Annotated in this window: 11 protein-coding genes, 4 tRNA genes and 1 pseudogene; 8 read left to right on the top strand and 8 right to left on the bottom strand. The window is 29.2% G+C overall.

Translation table 11 applies throughout. The features are described 5' to 3' along the window. Positions 1-23 precede the first annotated feature (23 nt). The 4 genes from M9397_RS00610 to rluC all read right to left on the bottom strand — a co-directional run bounded on the left by M9397_RS00610 (position 24) and on the right by rluC (position 4,130). On the bottom strand, positions 24-977 hold the full coding sequence (locus M9397_RS00610; RefSeq protein ID WP_250227042.1) for a beta-ketoacyl-ACP synthase III: 954 nt from the start codon (positions 975-977) through the stop codon (positions 24-26). A 6-nt stretch (positions 978-983) separates the two neighbouring features. After that, positions 984-2,039, bottom strand: a complete 1,056-nt coding sequence (gene plsX, locus M9397_RS00605; protein WP_284150757.1) for a phosphate acyltransferase PlsX — start codon at positions 2,037-2,039, stop codon at positions 984-986. 3 nt (positions 2,040-2,042) lie between these two features. Further along, positions 2,043-2,213, bottom strand: a complete 171-nt coding sequence (rpmF, locus tag M9397_RS00600; RefSeq protein ID WP_250227041.1) for a 50S ribosomal protein L32 — start codon at positions 2,211-2,213, stop codon at positions 2,043-2,045. 900 nt (positions 2,214-3,113) lie between these two features. Next, on the bottom strand, positions 3,114-4,130 hold the full coding sequence (rluC, locus tag M9397_RS00595; protein WP_250227040.1) for a 23S rRNA pseudouridine(955/2504/2580) synthase RluC: 1,017 nt from the start codon (positions 4,128-4,130) through the stop codon (positions 3,114-3,116). Between the two features lie 508 nt (positions 4,131-4,638). On the opposite strand from rluC, the gene rne reads away from it, so the two are divergent. The 3 genes and pseudogenes from rne (at position 4,639) to M9397_RS03320 (ending at position 9,856) form a co-directional block, all read left to right on the top strand. Further along, the gene (gene rne / locus M9397_RS00590) at positions 4,639-7,230 is read left to right on the top strand and encodes a ribonuclease E (RefSeq protein WP_250259769.1); all 2,592 of its coding nucleotides are present in this window, start codon (positions 4,639-4,641) and stop codon (positions 7,228-7,230) included. Between the two features lie 379 nt (positions 7,231-7,609). Beyond that, a complete protein-coding gene (lpxL, locus tag M9397_RS00585; protein WP_250259766.1) occupies positions 7,610-8,533 on the top strand; it encodes an LpxL/LpxP family Kdo(2)-lipid IV(A) lauroyl/palmitoleoyl acyltransferase in 924 nt (307 codons plus the stop codon). A gap of 368 nt (positions 8,534-8,901) precedes the next feature. Beyond that, positions 8,902-9,856, top strand: a pseudogene (locus M9397_RS03320) (L,D-transpeptidase family protein). A gap of 154 nt (positions 9,857-10,010) precedes the next feature. On the opposite strand, the gene M9397_RS00570 reads toward M9397_RS03320, so the two are convergent. The 3 genes from M9397_RS00570 to pgsA all read right to left on the bottom strand — a co-directional run bounded on the left by M9397_RS00570 (position 10,011) and on the right by pgsA (position 11,122). Further along, positions 10,011-10,092: transfer RNA gene (locus M9397_RS00570), tRNA-Leu, on the bottom strand. Positions 10,093-10,109: 17 nt separating this feature from the next. Next, positions 10,110-10,181, bottom strand: a tRNA-Cys gene (locus tag M9397_RS00565). A 389-nt stretch (positions 10,182-10,570) separates the two neighbouring features. Then, positions 10,571-11,122, bottom strand: coding sequence for a CDP-diacylglycerol--glycerol-3-phosphate 3-phosphatidyltransferase (pgsA, locus tag M9397_RS00560; RefSeq protein WP_250227035.1), 552 nt, complete (start codon positions 11,120-11,122; stop codon positions 10,571-10,573). Positions 11,123-11,510: 388 nt separating this feature from the next. Between pgsA and M9397_RS00555 the strand changes: the two genes are divergently transcribed. Then, positions 11,511-11,584: transfer RNA gene (locus M9397_RS00555), tRNA-Lys, on the top strand. Positions 11,585-11,892: 308 nt separating this feature from the next. Here the strand turns inward: M9397_RS00555 and M9397_RS00550 are convergent. Continuing rightward, a tRNA-Ser gene (locus tag M9397_RS00550) sits at positions 11,893-11,976 on the bottom strand. Positions 11,977-12,359: 383 nt separating this feature from the next. Here M9397_RS00550 and M9397_RS00545 point away from each other — a divergent pair. The 4 genes from M9397_RS00545 to asnS all read left to right on the top strand — a co-directional run bounded on the left by M9397_RS00545 (position 12,360) and on the right by asnS (position 16,133). Then, the gene (locus M9397_RS00545) at positions 12,360-12,689 is read left to right on the top strand and encodes a TusE/DsrC/DsvC family sulfur relay protein (RefSeq protein WP_250227034.1); all 330 of its coding nucleotides are present in this window, start codon (positions 12,360-12,362) and stop codon (positions 12,687-12,689) included. 143 nt (positions 12,690-12,832) lie between these two features. Continuing rightward, positions 12,833-13,150, top strand: a complete 318-nt coding sequence (hspQ, locus tag M9397_RS00540; protein ID WP_250227033.1) for a heat shock protein HspQ — start codon at positions 12,833-12,835, stop codon at positions 13,148-13,150. A 772-nt stretch (positions 13,151-13,922) separates the two neighbouring features. After that, positions 13,923-14,441 (top strand): bifunctional 3-hydroxydecanoyl-ACP dehydratase/trans-2-decenoyl-ACP isomerase, encoded by a 519-nt coding sequence (gene fabA, locus M9397_RS00535; protein WP_250227032.1) that lies wholly within the window; start codon positions 13,923-13,925, stop codon positions 14,439-14,441. A 282-nt stretch (positions 14,442-14,723) separates the two neighbouring features. Beyond that, positions 14,724-16,133, top strand: coding sequence for an asparagine--tRNA ligase (gene asnS / locus M9397_RS00530; protein WP_250227031.1), 1,410 nt, complete (start codon positions 14,724-14,726; stop codon positions 16,131-16,133). The last annotated feature ends 83 nt before the right edge of the window (positions 16,134-16,216 follow it).

Here is a 16,216-nt window from a genome sequence, read left to right as displayed (position 1 = left end):
CCTATTGTAATTTTTTATTATTTTTAAAACCTCAATAACGCTGAACCCCATGTAAATCCAGCCCCAAACGCTTCTAGTAATACTAATTGACCTGACTTAATACGACCATCACGTACAGCTTCATCTAACGCTAAAGGAACAGAAGCTGCAGATGTATTCCCATGTCTATCAAGTGTAATTACTACTTTTCTCATATCCATATCTAAACGTTTAGCAGTAGCAGAAATAATTCTCAAATTAGCCTGATGAGGTACCAACCAATCCAACTCATCTTGACGTAAATTATTGACATTTAAAGTTTCATCAATAACGCGTGCTAAAACAGAAACAGCTATTTTAAATACTTTATTGCCAGACATAGTCAAATAATTAGATATAGCAGGACTCTTCCTATTGCAATTGGGAAGAGTCAATAAATCCCCGCGATCTCCATCTGCATGTAAATGAATAGAAATAATACCTGGTGTTTTTGATCTTCCCAGTACTACCGCTCCTGCTCCATCTCCAAATAAAATCAATGTTCCACGATCTCTAGGATTTAGAGCATGACTTAAAGTATCTGAACCTATAACTAAAGCATAATCTACACTGCCATTTTTAACATATTGATCTGCTACACCCAGTGCATAAACAAATCCAGAACAAGCTGCCGATAAGTCGAAAGCAATAGTGTCTCGTATATGTAAATCGCGTTGAATTTGACATGCTGAACTAGGAAACGCATGACTAGAAGATGTAGTCGCGACAATAATAATCCCTACTTTATCAGCATGCACACAAGACATATCTAAAGCTCGTTTAGCAGCAAAAAAACCCATTTTGGCAACAGTTTCATCAGGACTTGAAATACGACGTTCTTGAATACCAGTACGTGCGACAATCCACTCATGTGATGTATTTACCATTTTTTCTAAAACAATATTAGATCTAATATGTTGAGGTAAATAACTCCCTGTTCCAAGAATTCTAGTAAACATGTATATTTAATGATTATTTTTAGACAATACTACACTTAATTGATGAGAAATTTTTTCAGGAACCTCCCGTTCCACAGAGTGCATTGCCTGCGCGATAGCCGCAATAAATGCGCGTTGATTAGCTGCGCCATGACTTTTTATTACCGTGTTGCGTAGGCCTACTAAATGAGCGCCATTATAGCAATCAGGGTTAAATTGACTAAATTGATTAAATAAATACTTTTTGATCCAAAAATTAATAATTTTCATATACCAGTTTAGCTTATTTTTTTTTCCTGACGATTGTAATGTTGATAAAATCACTCTTATAACTCCTTCCATAGTCTTTAAAGTAATATTACCGATAAATCCATCACAAACCAAAACATCTGTTTTCCCCATTAATAAATCATTTGCCTCAATATAACCAACATAATGAATTGATGAAATAGTATGCAATACCTTTGAAGCGTGACGAATATTATCTAATCCTTTAGTTTCTTCTGATCCGATATTTAATAATGCTACTCTTGGATTACTTACTCCTAAAATTTGCTCTGATAATACTGCACCCATAATCGCAAACTGTACTAACATTGAGCCATCACATGAAATATTGGCTCCTAAATCCAAAATAACAGTTTTTCCTTGTTTTTGGTGTGGCAGCAACGTTGTTAAAGCAGGACGTTCAATACCATGTACAGATTTAAGCACCAATTTAGATAAACCCATGAGAGCCCCTGTATTTCCTGCGCTAACACAAGCTTGAGCGTGACCTGACTTGATAAGCTCTAAAGCTACACGCATCGAGGTATCTTTGCTTACCCTGATTGCCTGTGCAGGTCTTACATCTCCTCTTATTACCGATTTTGATGGAATAACAGTTAATCTATCAAGACCTATAGATTTTGATGCTTCCAATATAGGCACAATCGCATCAGGATTTCCGACAAGTAATAACCTGAGTTTTGGATATAAAGATAACGCTTGTAAAGAAGCAGGTACCGTCACAACAGGACCAAAATCGCCACCCATTGCATCTAATGCAACAACTAAATTTTGTAATTGTATATCGTTTTTCAAAAATTACTTCTCAATCATTTTTCGGCCTCGATAAAATCCATTAAAAGTAATACAATGACGTCGATGTATTTCTCCAGATATCCGATCTACTGATATAGTAACTGATCGCAACGCATTATGAGAGCGACGCATCCCTCTTTTAGAACGAGTAGATTTATTTTGTTGTACGGCCATGCTATACTCTCCTTTTGATATGTTTCAATATTATTGATTACTTAAAGACTGCATCTAATATTAATGAAATCAACTAAATGATTAAAATATACATTTATTTAATCACATAATTATAATTTTTTCAGATAGAAATATTGTTTATTTTCAATATATACACAATTACTCACCAGAGTAATATATTATTGATTAATTATCTATCGTTCCGCAAATATAATTTTTTATTCATTAAAACTACTTCTTTGCATTATCACAAAACATTCTTCTAAACTGTTCAAAAAATAATCACATATAATCACTAAATTCACACATATACTCATATATTTATACATTTAAAATATATAACAATGATCTAATACAAGAAGAAAACAATATATTATAGTACTGTATTTTACTGTCTTCATTTTACGAATTTACTAACTTTTAAAAAACAAGCACACATTATTTTAAGATATATTAAAAAATCCTTTAATATCAATCACTCAATACATGAATTCAATTAATAAAATTTCACGATATTTTTAATTAACAAAATTCCATGCACTAATATATATATATATAATTTTAATGAATTATATTAGATGACTCATTATAACTATAAGATCTTTATTCATCATTAATATATATACGCACTTTATAACTCATCACAACAATCAATTAACTTTTTATTTTTTAACATCAAATGATTTGAATATTTGAAAATAATATTAACTGCATAGAACAATTGAATTGTACGGTACTTCAAAAGATTCATTGTTTCCTAAAATGTTTTTTATTAAAAAAGCAATAACGTTAATGTTCATTTAATTATTTTTTTATTTAAAACAAATAGAATTTAATTATTTCAAAATAAAATTGCGCATATCATGCTTTTTAACAGAAATTAACAATAAAAAAATTTAATTATTTCATATTACCTATATTTCTATTAATATTTTCCAGTGGACAATCATAACTATTTACAACTAAATTTCTTAAAAAAAATAAGCAATTGTGAAATAATTGGTCATATGGCGCATATATATAGACTTTTTTTTTTGTATTTGGATGTATAAAACGCAATATAGAAGCATGTAGAAATAATCGATTAAATCCAAATCGTTTAAATCGAGCATTAGATTGACAATTACCATACCGTCTATCTCCCACAATAGGGTGACTAGTATATTGAGTATGCACTCTAATCTGATGTGTACGCCCAGTAATAGGTTTAATTATCATCAAAGTCGCTACGTTATTAAAATATTCTTTAATTTTAAAATGAGTCGTAGAAGATTTTCCATTTTCTGAATCTATGCAAACAACTTTGTTACTATTAAGTAAAGTATTTTTTTTTAACAATGGAACGGATACTATTTGTAGATTTACATCCCATCTTCCATGTACCAACGCTAAATATTCCTTTTTCATATTTTGTAAACGTAACTGTTCATGTAAATACACTAAAGCAGTGCGTTTTTTCGCCACTAATAATACACCAGAAGTTTCTCGATCTAAACGATGAACTAATTCTAAAAACTGTGCTTTAGGACGCAACGCTCGCAATCCCTCAATAACACCAAATTTAAGACCACTTCCTCCATGCGCAGCAATACCAGTAGGCTTGTTCAGTGCTAATAAATAATCATCTTCATAAATTATGATATTCTGTAAAAATGCCACTTCCTTCATATATTTCGTATTAAATCTATTTATTTTCATTCCTTGTAAAGGAGGAACTCTTAATAAATCTCCTACTTTTAATTTATACTGAAATTTAATTCTTTTCTTGTTAACGCGTATTGCACCAGTGCGTATAATTCTATAAATCATAGATTTAGGTGCTACTTTTAAATAAGTATACAAAAAATTATCAATTCTTTGACCAGAAACATTTGAAGAAATTCTAATAAAATGTACCTGAATATCATGTTCTTTCATAAGAAACCATGGTAATTACATAATTGTTTTAATATAATGATAATAAAAGATAATGGAAAAATTACAATTTTAGCAATCTAATTCAAACTGTATGACTAAATACTTTAAAACTGATATAATTATATATATGACTAATAATTTTCAATTAAAAAAATTTAATTCATACATATATATTTTTATAATGTTATTTTTAATCCAATATCAAGTACAATTATTAGTTCATTGATTACAGTAGAATTACTTATAACTGATATATTCTACAAAATAAATAATCATTCATAATGATGCTATATACAATACAATAAGTCTATCGATAACTCATATAATATGATTTGCATAAATATGTGGTGATTAACAATTCCAGGAACCTTCTAGACAAAAATAATTATACATTTAAATATGTAAATATAAATCTATTAAACATCAAACTTAAAAATACTAAAAAATAATTAGATATTTAAATCAAAATATCTACATTTCAATATATCAACATTGAGCAAAAATTATAATGAAAAGAATGTTAATTAACGCTACTCAAAAAGAAGAATTACGAGTAGCATTAGTAGATGGACAACGATTATATGATCTAGATATTGAAACAATAGGTCATGAACAGAAAAAATCAAACATTTATAAAGGAAAAATTATCCGAATTGAACCTAGTTTAGAGGCAGTATTTGTAGATTATGGAGTCGAACGACACGGATTTCTTCCTATAAAAGAAATCTCGCACGAATATTTCCTTCCTTCCTCATCTTCCTATAATAAATCTAATATTAAAGAAATTTTATGTGAAGGACAAGAACTAATTGTACAAATAGATAAAGAAGAAAGAGGAAACAAAGGCGCTGCGTTAACTACTTTTATTAGTTTAGCAGGTAGCTACTTAGTACTTATGCCAAATAACCCCAAATCTAGTGGTATATCAAGAAGAATTGAGGGCAACGATCGTATTGAATTAAAAGAAATTCTATCTACTTTAGAATTACCTGAAGGAATGAGCTTAATTATCCGTACTGCTGGTTTGGGGAAATCTGTCGAATCATTAGAATGGGATTTAACTTCTCTCTTACAACATTGGAAAACTATTAAAAATACTGCAGAAAAACAATTAGCTCCTTTTTTAATTCATCAGGATAGTAATGTTATTGTACGTGCATTTCGAGATTATTTACGCCCAGATATAGGAGAAATTTTAGTTGATAATCCCAAAATTCTGAATGTAGCCAAAGAACATATAACTTCTTTAGGGCGTCCAGATTTTGCTAAAAAAATAAAATTTTATAACGGAGATATTCCGTTATTTAGTCACTACCAGATAGAATCCCAAATAGAATCAGCGTTCCAACGAGAAGTAAGATTGCCGTCTGGAGGGTCCATTGTCATAGACACTACCGAAGCTTTAACAGCAATCGATATCAATTCTGCTCGCTCTACTAAAGGAGCAGATATTGAAGATACAGCTTTTCATACCAATTTAGAAGCAACTGATGAAATAGCACGTCAGTTACGTCTTCGTGATGTAGGTGGATTAATTGTTATAGATTTCATAGACATGACTCCAATTCGACATCAACGAGAAATTGAGAACAGCTTTAAAATAGCGGTTCATCAGGATCGCGCTAGGATTCAAATGGGACATATTTCTAAATTTGGGCTATTAGAACTATCTAGACAACGGTTAAGCACATCGCTCGGAGAATTAAGTCATTACATTTGCCCGCGTTGCAGCGGCACAGGAAGCATTCGTGACAATGAATCCCTTTCTTTATCTATTTTACGTTTAATTGAAGAAGAAGCTCTGAAGGATAATACTTATGAAGTACATGCGATAGTTCCTGTAGCTATCGCCTCATATTTACTGAATGAAAAACGAAAAGCTATCAGTGATATAGAACAACGGCAAAAAGGAGTGCGCGCTATCATAGTACCTTATGAACAAATGAAAACTCCAAATTATGAAGTACGGCGCATACGTAAAGGAGAAACAAACAATAAACCAAGCTATTTATTAGCAACACATCAAGATTACGAAACAACCCAATCCTCAACAACACCAGGAGAAATAATTGCTTCAAATTATAATGATACTTTAAAAAACCCACAGTCAACGATAAATACCTCATTAAATTTAATACCTACCTACAATAAAAATTTTTATTATGCACATTGCAATTTGCAATCTAAATCAAACAAAGAAATATCATGGTTTGATAAAATCAAAAATCATTACCATAAAATACTCGGTATTTCTATCACAAGCTATAATAATTTGAAACAAATATTATCAAAAACAATCACTAAAAACAATAATCGGATATATACTAAAAAAATATATCAACATAAACTATCTCAGGACGTAAATCATTATATTCGGTCATATCAAAATTTTCATTATAAATATAGCAATATTAAGAAAAAAAATCATATCCATCACACAAAAAACAAAACTGAATTAAATAATAATAAAAAAATAATAAATTATTTTAATAACGATAATCACACTGATCTTCTATCGAAATATATTGATAATGTTGATAAATCTGCAGCTACCCCTTGTTACACCAATCCGACACAACTTATCAAAAAAATAACGCAAAAACCACCTATACAAGAATATAAAAAAAGACATAAACACAATATTACACATAAGTACTTAAACAAGATGCATCATACAAAACATTGGATATGGCTAAAACATCAGCAATCTGAACACCCTTTACGCATGAAGATACATAAAGAACCACTAGTACCCACAAATATTGATACTCATAGAATATATAATACAAAAGATCCCCATGTTTTTGAAAAAAAAACCACCGTTACCGAGGTACACTCTAATACTTTTGATAATTCTAAAAATATGCATGCCTCTTATTTAGAATTAAATACTCTACATATGCCAAAAAATATCAATAATACTAGTCGTATTAATTATAACACTGTTCAGTATAGCGACAACAACATATCCCAGAAAAATAACAATAACCGTATACAACTGACTCACCGTTTACGTCGATCTTCTCGTCATTTTCGTATAAATTTTAAATACCGATTACAACAACGTCGAGAAAAAATTACCTTAAAGAAAATACAATAAAATTATTAAATAAACATAACATAACTTCTGCAATAACCTGTAAAAATTCTATACGTACAAATATCTGTTGAATTTTTAAAATATAATCTTAAATGAAAAAATTATTTCTTTAATTTTTAACAAAATAAATTTTTAATGATACTAAAACTTTCATTTTTAAATCCTCTAGAGCATCATTAATTAACAGAAATATATTTTCTATATACATAAATGTATATCATCTAATTTTAAAAATTTTATTCATTAAAAAATTATATAAATAATTTCAAACATGTGTATGTGCATTTTGTAGCAATAGATTCTCTATTTAAGAATCATTGTAACAATTTAATATTATAAGTATGTAATGAATACATTTGTATGATATCATTGACTATATATGAAGAAACTTCCGGTCTTTAATTATTCTTTCTTGTGTCCACGATTTTGGTTAATCTGGTTAGGAATAGGAATATTATATATTTTGGTACTACTCCCTTATCCTATTATACACTACCTTGGCACCAGAATTGGTCGTATTGCAAAATATTTTATGATCAATCGTATGCGTATCATTCGTAGAAACTTAGAACTCTGTTTTCCTAATCTACCAAGTCAAGAACAACAAGATTTGTTCAAAAAAAATTGTGAATCAATAGGTATGGGGATATTTGAAACCGGTATGGCTTGGTTTTGGTCAGAGCACAGAATTAAACGCTGGTTTAAAATTAATGGACTAGACAGTATAACCCAGGAACGAAAAAAAAATAAAGGCATATTGTTGATTGGAATGCATTTTTTCACTTTAGAATTAGGTGCTCGAATTTTAGGAATGCTACATCCAGGCATTGGTGTCTACCGCCCTAATAATAATCCATTACTAAACTGGTTGCAAACTAAGGGACGACTCAGATCAAATAAAACAATGTTGGATCGCACTAATATTAAAGGTATGATTAAAGCTTTACAACACGGAGAAATTGTTTGGTATGCGCCAGATCATGATTATGGATATAAAAACAGCGTATTCGTCCCTTTATTCGCAGTGTCAAATGCAGCAAGTACCATCGGTACTTATATATTAACAAAAATAGCTAAGCCTGCAATTGTTCCTTTTGTGGCGCGAAGATTACCTAATGTTCTTGGGTATGAACTACTAATTCTGCCAAACAAACAAGATGAAATACCTTTAGATACAAATATCGACATGATTAAACATATTAATAAAGTGATAGAACAAGTAATTTTGTTAGCCCCTGACCAATATATGTGGTTACATCGTCGATTTAAAACCCGTCCTCCGGGAGAATCTTCTTTATACTGATCAAAAAAATAAAATAACTTATTATAAACTAATAAAAATCAAATCATTTTACATACATTGTTACTAATACAATAAACATTCAGATACAAAAATATGCAAAGTTCATTTATATCGTTCCATAATTAAATGTTATTAATCACATTATATTCAAAATATTTCTACTTTAACCTATAAATCATTTTTTGAAATTAATTAACAGTTAAACTATTATATACTACTGTAGTTTCATTACAATTTTTGGTATAATTTAGAGTTATATCAATTAACTACAAATGAAAATTAACATTTCAAATTTTTTTTCAATCATTCTTACACGATTAACCACATGCAAGAATAAAAATATAAATGTTTAAATAATGTAAATAAATATGAATACAAAAATATATTTTTATAATATAATATTTTTTATTGTCGGTTTATATCATCATTTTGCTTATGCTACTGTTTATACATTACCTGATAACAATAACAGACTAATAGGACAGAATATAGAAATTCTCACACCCAAGAATAATAAATACTCTCTGGAACATTTTTCTGCACAATTTCAAGTAGGCATAAGTAACATGTTAGAAGCCAATCCCAACGTTGATGTATATCTCCCCGATTCAGAAAAACGACTAATAATTCCACATCAATTAATTTTACCAAATACACCCCATTCAGGTATTGTTATTAACAACGCTGAAATGCGATTATATTATTATCCTGAAAAAAAAAATACTGTAATTGTGTTACCGATAGCTATCGGAACCATTGAACATGCAACACCATCACATTGGACAACTTCAATAACACATAAAAAAAAACCCAACTTGGGTTCCTACTAAAACCATGCGCGATGAATACATTAAACATGGAGAAATCCTACCTACCATATTTCCAGCAGGAACTAATAACCCAATGGGGATGTATGCTTTATATCTAGAAAAAAATTATGCAATCCACGGCACCAATAGCAACTTTGGGATTGGCCTTAGAATAACTCGAGGTTGTATAAGATTACGTCCCGAAGACATCGAATACTTATTTAACATAGTTCCCATCGGTACTAAAGTACGATTTATAAATGAGCCTGTGAAGAGCACTGTTGAAGAAAATGGTATGCGGTATTTAGAAATTCATAATCCTTTATCCTGTGGAAAAGAAAAAAACCAATCAGAATCATCGATTATAGCGCATTTAAAACAACAAATACAATCCATATTAATAGATGAGAATGATTCCAACGTAGACTATGAAATAATTAACAAAGAATTAAAAGCCCGTTCTGGAATACCGATCAACATTACGAACAAATTTGCCAACAATAAAAACAAATAATCATTAACAACCCATCTCTATCGAGATCAAACATATTGGTGCATGCTCACAGCGGCATACACCACATATGTTTGAATGAATTTATTTTTAAATAAAAATCATTTTTAATATTTAAAATAATTTTTGTCGTATCGTACATAATAATATTATAAACTACCCGGGACGAGATTTGAACTCGTACAGCTAAAGCTGAGGGATTTTAAGTCCCTTGTGTCTACCAATTCCACCACCCGGGCTGTACTACTGAAACAAAAGACGCGTCTCGGAATTGAACCGAGATATACGGATTTGCAATCCGCCGCATAAACCACTCTGCCAACGCGCCTCGTAAACAATATTAATCAGCTATACAAAATACAAACACAATCTCTACTATCCAATCAATATAACCATATATATATATTCTTTGGTAACAATTTTAAATTATTATTAATTAACTTAACAAAATAACAGATTGCTAATAATCACAATTTACCTTTTTATTTCAAAAGATAATCTATTATATGAGTTATATATCTGACTACTAATATAATATTAGTTGAACAAAATCAGTTATAAAATTTAAAAATTATATTTTGTCTTTAAATCAATACACTTATACTATATAAGTAGTCTCTCGCATTCATACCTATACATTCATACAACATTTATCAACTTTTTTTCAATAAATAAAATTAAATTTTACCTGAAATTTACAATCTATATAAATAAAAATCAATAATTAAACAAATCATAACGCACAATATATAAATAGATGCACATAGACCAAAATGTTAATAACACTGAAATATACAACGCAACAATACCTACAATTACTATCCATTCATCAGAGTTCCATAATAATGCAGTTAAAGCTAACATTTGTATAAATGTTTTAATTTTACTAATCCATAAAACCCCAATCCCATTGCGACCACCCATTACAGCTACCCATTCACGTAATGCTAACATGATCATTTCACGAATAATTATAATGGATGCTGGTAATGTGACCCACCACTCATGAAAATGATCAGCTACTAAAACAAGCACTGAGACTATCATAACTTTATCCGCTACTGGATCTAAAAACTTACCAAAACTAGTAGTTTGTTTCCAACGACGAGCTAAAAATCCGTCAAACCAATCTGTGATAGCCCCAACAAAAAACATAACGGTGCATATCATTGGCGCCCACTTTACAGGTAGATAAAAAATTATAGTAAAAAACGGCACCATGATAACACGAAATAAAGTAAGATATGTTGGTATATTGATACAATCCATAATCACAAAAACAATTATCTAAAAAAATTAGATATTATCTCTCAAAAAACACCATATCTTTGAAAATACATGCATACCCTCTCTTATATTCATAAATAAACTTTCACATAATAGCATTATTAATTATTAACATAAGCACAATTCTTAATTAAATATTATACAAAATACTCATGTAACCTATAACCAATTTCTCTATTAAAGAAAATATTAAAACCACAACAATTCACTACTGTAGATACAGTATCTATGCATATAAACAATTAATAAACTCTTTTTTTTAATCATTCAAAAGCAGCTACACATAACATCATAATAATATATAAATAATAAATAATCAAAATTCAATTTAGTTGCTAATATGGTATTTTACCCTTACAATATTATAATTGGGTCGTTAGCTCAATACGGCAGAGCAGTTGACTCTTAATCAATTGGCTGTAGGTTCAAATCCTACACGACCCAATCAATTAGATACTGCAATACCTACTAAAATTTTCAGTAAACCAGATTAAAGAAGTCTTTAAAAAATTTTACATAAACACACATCTATATAAAAAAATCATCAGAATATCGAAATAAAATTCCGACAATCACTTCTGAATACATACCCGTAAATAACAAGCGTGAAATCATGCATCTATTAGTATCAAAATAACTACCTGTAAGGACTACTTTGTTTTATAATTTTTAAAAAAATAATAAAAACATTTAGTTATATTGCATTTAGTTGATACTCAAAAATAATCACTAATTATATACAGTAAAATCCTCGGAGGAGTAGAGATTCGAACTCTAGAATGCTTGACATTACCGATTTTCAAGACCGGCGCCTTAAACCACTCGGCCACTCCTCCTTCAACAGATTGGAAACAATAAAATTATTTTACCATTTTCAATACATATAATAAATATACTATACTTCCGTACACAATAAAAAATTAACAATTGTTAAATTGTTTTAATTTATACTGAAAACCAATGCTTAATATAAAAAAACAAATCCTATAAATAAAACAAACCATATTTAGTTATATTATTGTTAAACTATATTAAATATATATTATATATCTATAATTATGCATTTAGTGATAAACTGATGTACATTGATTATTTATCAATCACATAACATACTCATAATTAATATCATTTTAATTGTATTTAGATTTATTAGACATTATTTTGATTCTCCACATTTTTATTAAAATAATAAATTTATTAAGTAATCAAGGATTATATTATGAAATGTAATCAAATAAATGATAATATTGATTCACAAGGATATCTGATTCATCTTGAGGATTGGAATGAAGAAATTGCAATTAAAATCGCTACATTGGAAGGCATTGCATTAAGCCCAATACATTGGGATATCATATATTTTGCACGAAAATTCTATATGGAATTTAACTCACTACCAAAAACTAGAATATTAATTAATGCTATAGCACTAAAATATGGTAAAGAAAAAGGAAATAGTCAATACCTTGCTAGGTTATTTCCAAAAGGATCCGCAGCTCAAAAAATTGCAAAAATTTCTGGCCTTCCTAAACCTATCAAATGTTTATAATATAACAAACACAATTTAAAAAATTGTGAGTAAATTGTTCAGTTATATCATATTTACTTAATCAAACAATTTACCCTTGATTTTATTATCTTACCCCATATCTACTTTATTATTTTCAGAAAATCGTGATTAACGAGGTATTTATGATAGCTAGCAAATTTGGAATAGGACAACAAGTACGGCACAAATTATTAGGATACTTAGGAGTAATAATAGATATAGATCCAGAATATTCCCTCGAAAAACCTATATTAGATGAAATTACAAAAAACGACACTCTACGAAAATCTCCGTGGTATCATGTTGTTATGGAGGACGAAGAAGGAAAACCTATGCATACTTATTTAGCAGAAGCACAATTAGGTTACGAAAACATTCGTACACACCCAGAACAAACAACTTTAGATGAACTTTCTGAATCCATTCGTTTACAACTTCAAACACCAAGACTAAGAAATTAATCTTCATTGCTACAAAACTTACATAGATATAAAAAAATCTATTGATTTTTTTTATATCCCATAACAATGGGATTATTCCAACTCCCTTGTCATGGTTATATTGTTAAAAAATATAACTATTTAATTCAATAACATTTTAAATTCTATAAATATCTATTATTTAATATCAAATTTAAACAAAAATTTAATCGTAGTAATTACTTACCATACTTACGTAAAAATATAAATTTTTTATTTCATAGCCCATAAAATAGACTCGAACATATTTCTTGATACTTCAATCATTAAAACACTATACTATCCTATACTACAATCAATATTAATTGACATTATTTTTTGTCATAATTTACATTTTAATTCATTCATTCAAAACTAATTTTTTTTATAAAACATATATTTATGAAATTACATACTATCAAGTCACATATGACTGCACGAAGCAACCACATTGTTGTACAGACAATACATATTCAATGTAATTACACATACTGGCATAAAGTTATATATATAACCAACATATAATATTAAGAATACAAAACACAACAAAATAATCCATTAAAATGAATATACAAATTCAAACCTTATTAAAACATAACAATTTAAACTTTTCATTAAAAAAATTTAATCATTTGATTAAAACAATCAAATGTATATAACACAATCAATCATTTTCCATCATCGTATGTACATACGAAATACAATCGTATTTAATAGTTGTTATATTTTATATGGACACGAAATGAATAAATGTACTCATAAGATGAGATGTACTATGCTGAATAAACGTGAATACTATACCAAAGAAGATCTATTAGCTTCCAGTAGGGGTGAATTATTTGGAAAAAACGGACCAACATTACCCGCTCCTAACATGCTGATGATGGATCGAATAATAAAAATGACTAAAAATGGAGGCAATTATAATAAAGGATTTATAGAAGCAGAATTAGATATTCGATCAGATATGTGGTTTTTCAATTGTCATTTTATAAAAGACCCTGTTATGCCAGGATGTTTAGGATTGGATGCTATGTGGCAGTTAGTAGGGTTTTATCTTGGTTGGATCGGAGGAAAAGGTAAAGGACGTGCTTTAGGGGTAAAAGAGGTTAAATTTACTGGTCAAATTTTACCTACATCTAAAAAAGTCACTTATTTTATTCACTTTCGAAGAATCATCAACAGAAAGTTAATCATGGGCATGGCTGATGGTGAAGTATTGTGTGATGGGAAAATAATTTATACTGCAACTGATTTAAAAGTTGGATTATTTAAGAGTTCTACAGTATTTTAAAATATTTTGGCATAAAGCGAAATATTTTACGTATTAACTTAGGCTATATTGAGTAACTTCGTATAAATTTGGATGATTTCATACAAAATGATGCAAACATCATATATTATTGTAACTAATAACATATAGTTACAATAATAATCATATCCTTGACTAATCATGTATTAAGTTATCGCAGTCATCTATATCTGAATCATAAATACTTAAAGAAATAAAAACCATCAGCTACAATAATACAATTAAAAATAAATATAATTAGTTGAAAAAATTAGGAGACTATAGATGAATACAGTATCAATAGTGGATATACTACACGGTCATATATCAGAAAATACTGAAATTACCATACACGGTTGGATTCGTACCCGACGAGATTCTAAATCTAAAATTTCTTTTCTAGATCTATACGATGGTTCATGTATCACCCCATTACAAATAATCGCTTATGATAACTTACACAACTATAAAAACGAAATATTACGTTTAACTAGCGGTTGTTCAGTTATAATCATGGGAATAATAACTAAATCTATTGGCACGAAACAGCATGTTGAAGTAATCGCAAAAAACATTAAAATATTAGGGTGGATAGAAGATCCCAGTACTTACCCAATAACTGCTAAAAAACACACTATGAAATATTTACGTGAAGTTTCTCATCTTAGACCACGTACTAATATAATTGGTGCAGTTGCCCGTATCAGAGATACGTTATCGCAAGCTATTCATAACTTTATGCATAAACAAGGATTTATATGGATCCCGACTCCTATCATTACCGCATGTGACACTGAAGGAAGCAGTGAAATGTTTTGCGTGTCTACTTCAGAAACTCAACAAATGTTAAATAATCCGAACGAAAAATTGAATCGTACTCATGATACCTATGATTTTTTCGGTAAAAAAGCTTTTTTAACAGTATCAGGTCAATTAAACGCAGAAGCTTATGCTTGCGCATTATCGAAAGTATATACGTTTGGTCCAACTTTTAGAGCAGAATATTCCAATACTAATCGCCATTTAGCTGAATTTTGGATGATAGAACCAGAAGCTGCATTTATGACCTTAGATGATATTATTATTTTGGCAGAGTCTTTACTCAAAAACATTATCAGAACACTTCTGCAGCAACGTTCTGACGATATGAAATACTTGGTTGATAAAACAAATGAAAATATTATTGCTCTTCTGGAGAATTTCGTTGATGTTACATTCAATCACATAGAATATACTGAAGCAATCAAATTATTAAAAAGATGTAATAAAAAATTCAATAATTCAATACACTGGGGAACAGATTTATTCTCTGAACATGAAAAATATCTTTCAGAAGAATATTTTAAATCCCCAGTAATAATAAAAAACTACCCAAAAAACATCAAAGCCTTCTACATGCGTTTAAACGATGATAATAAAACTGTAGCATCTATGGACATTTTAGTACCCGGAATTGGTGAAATGATTGGCGGATCACAGAGAGAAGAAAGATTATCAAAATTAGATCAAAGATTACAAGAACACCATCTAACGCAAGAAAATTATTGGTGGTATCGTGATCTACGACGCTACGGAACAGTACCTCATTCAGGATTTGGATTAGGTTTTGAAAGATTAATGATATATGTAACAGGAATAAAAAATATTAGAGATGTCATTCCTTTTCCTAGATCCTCTAAAAACATTAATTTTTAATGAAAACTATGCGCATATAAATAAAATATTGAAAATAAATCTAATTGTAATTTTTCAAAAATGATCCATATACACATCATTAT

The sequence above is a fragment of the Blochmannia endosymbiont of Camponotus sp. C-003 genome, from assembly GCF_023585685.1.
In the GTDB taxonomy this organism is placed as follows: Bacteria; Pseudomonadota; Gammaproteobacteria; order Enterobacterales; family Enterobacteriaceae; genus Blochmanniella.
The sequence above is the reverse complement of the archived record's forward strand: the minus strand, read 5'-3'. Positions and strand labels throughout refer to the sequence as shown.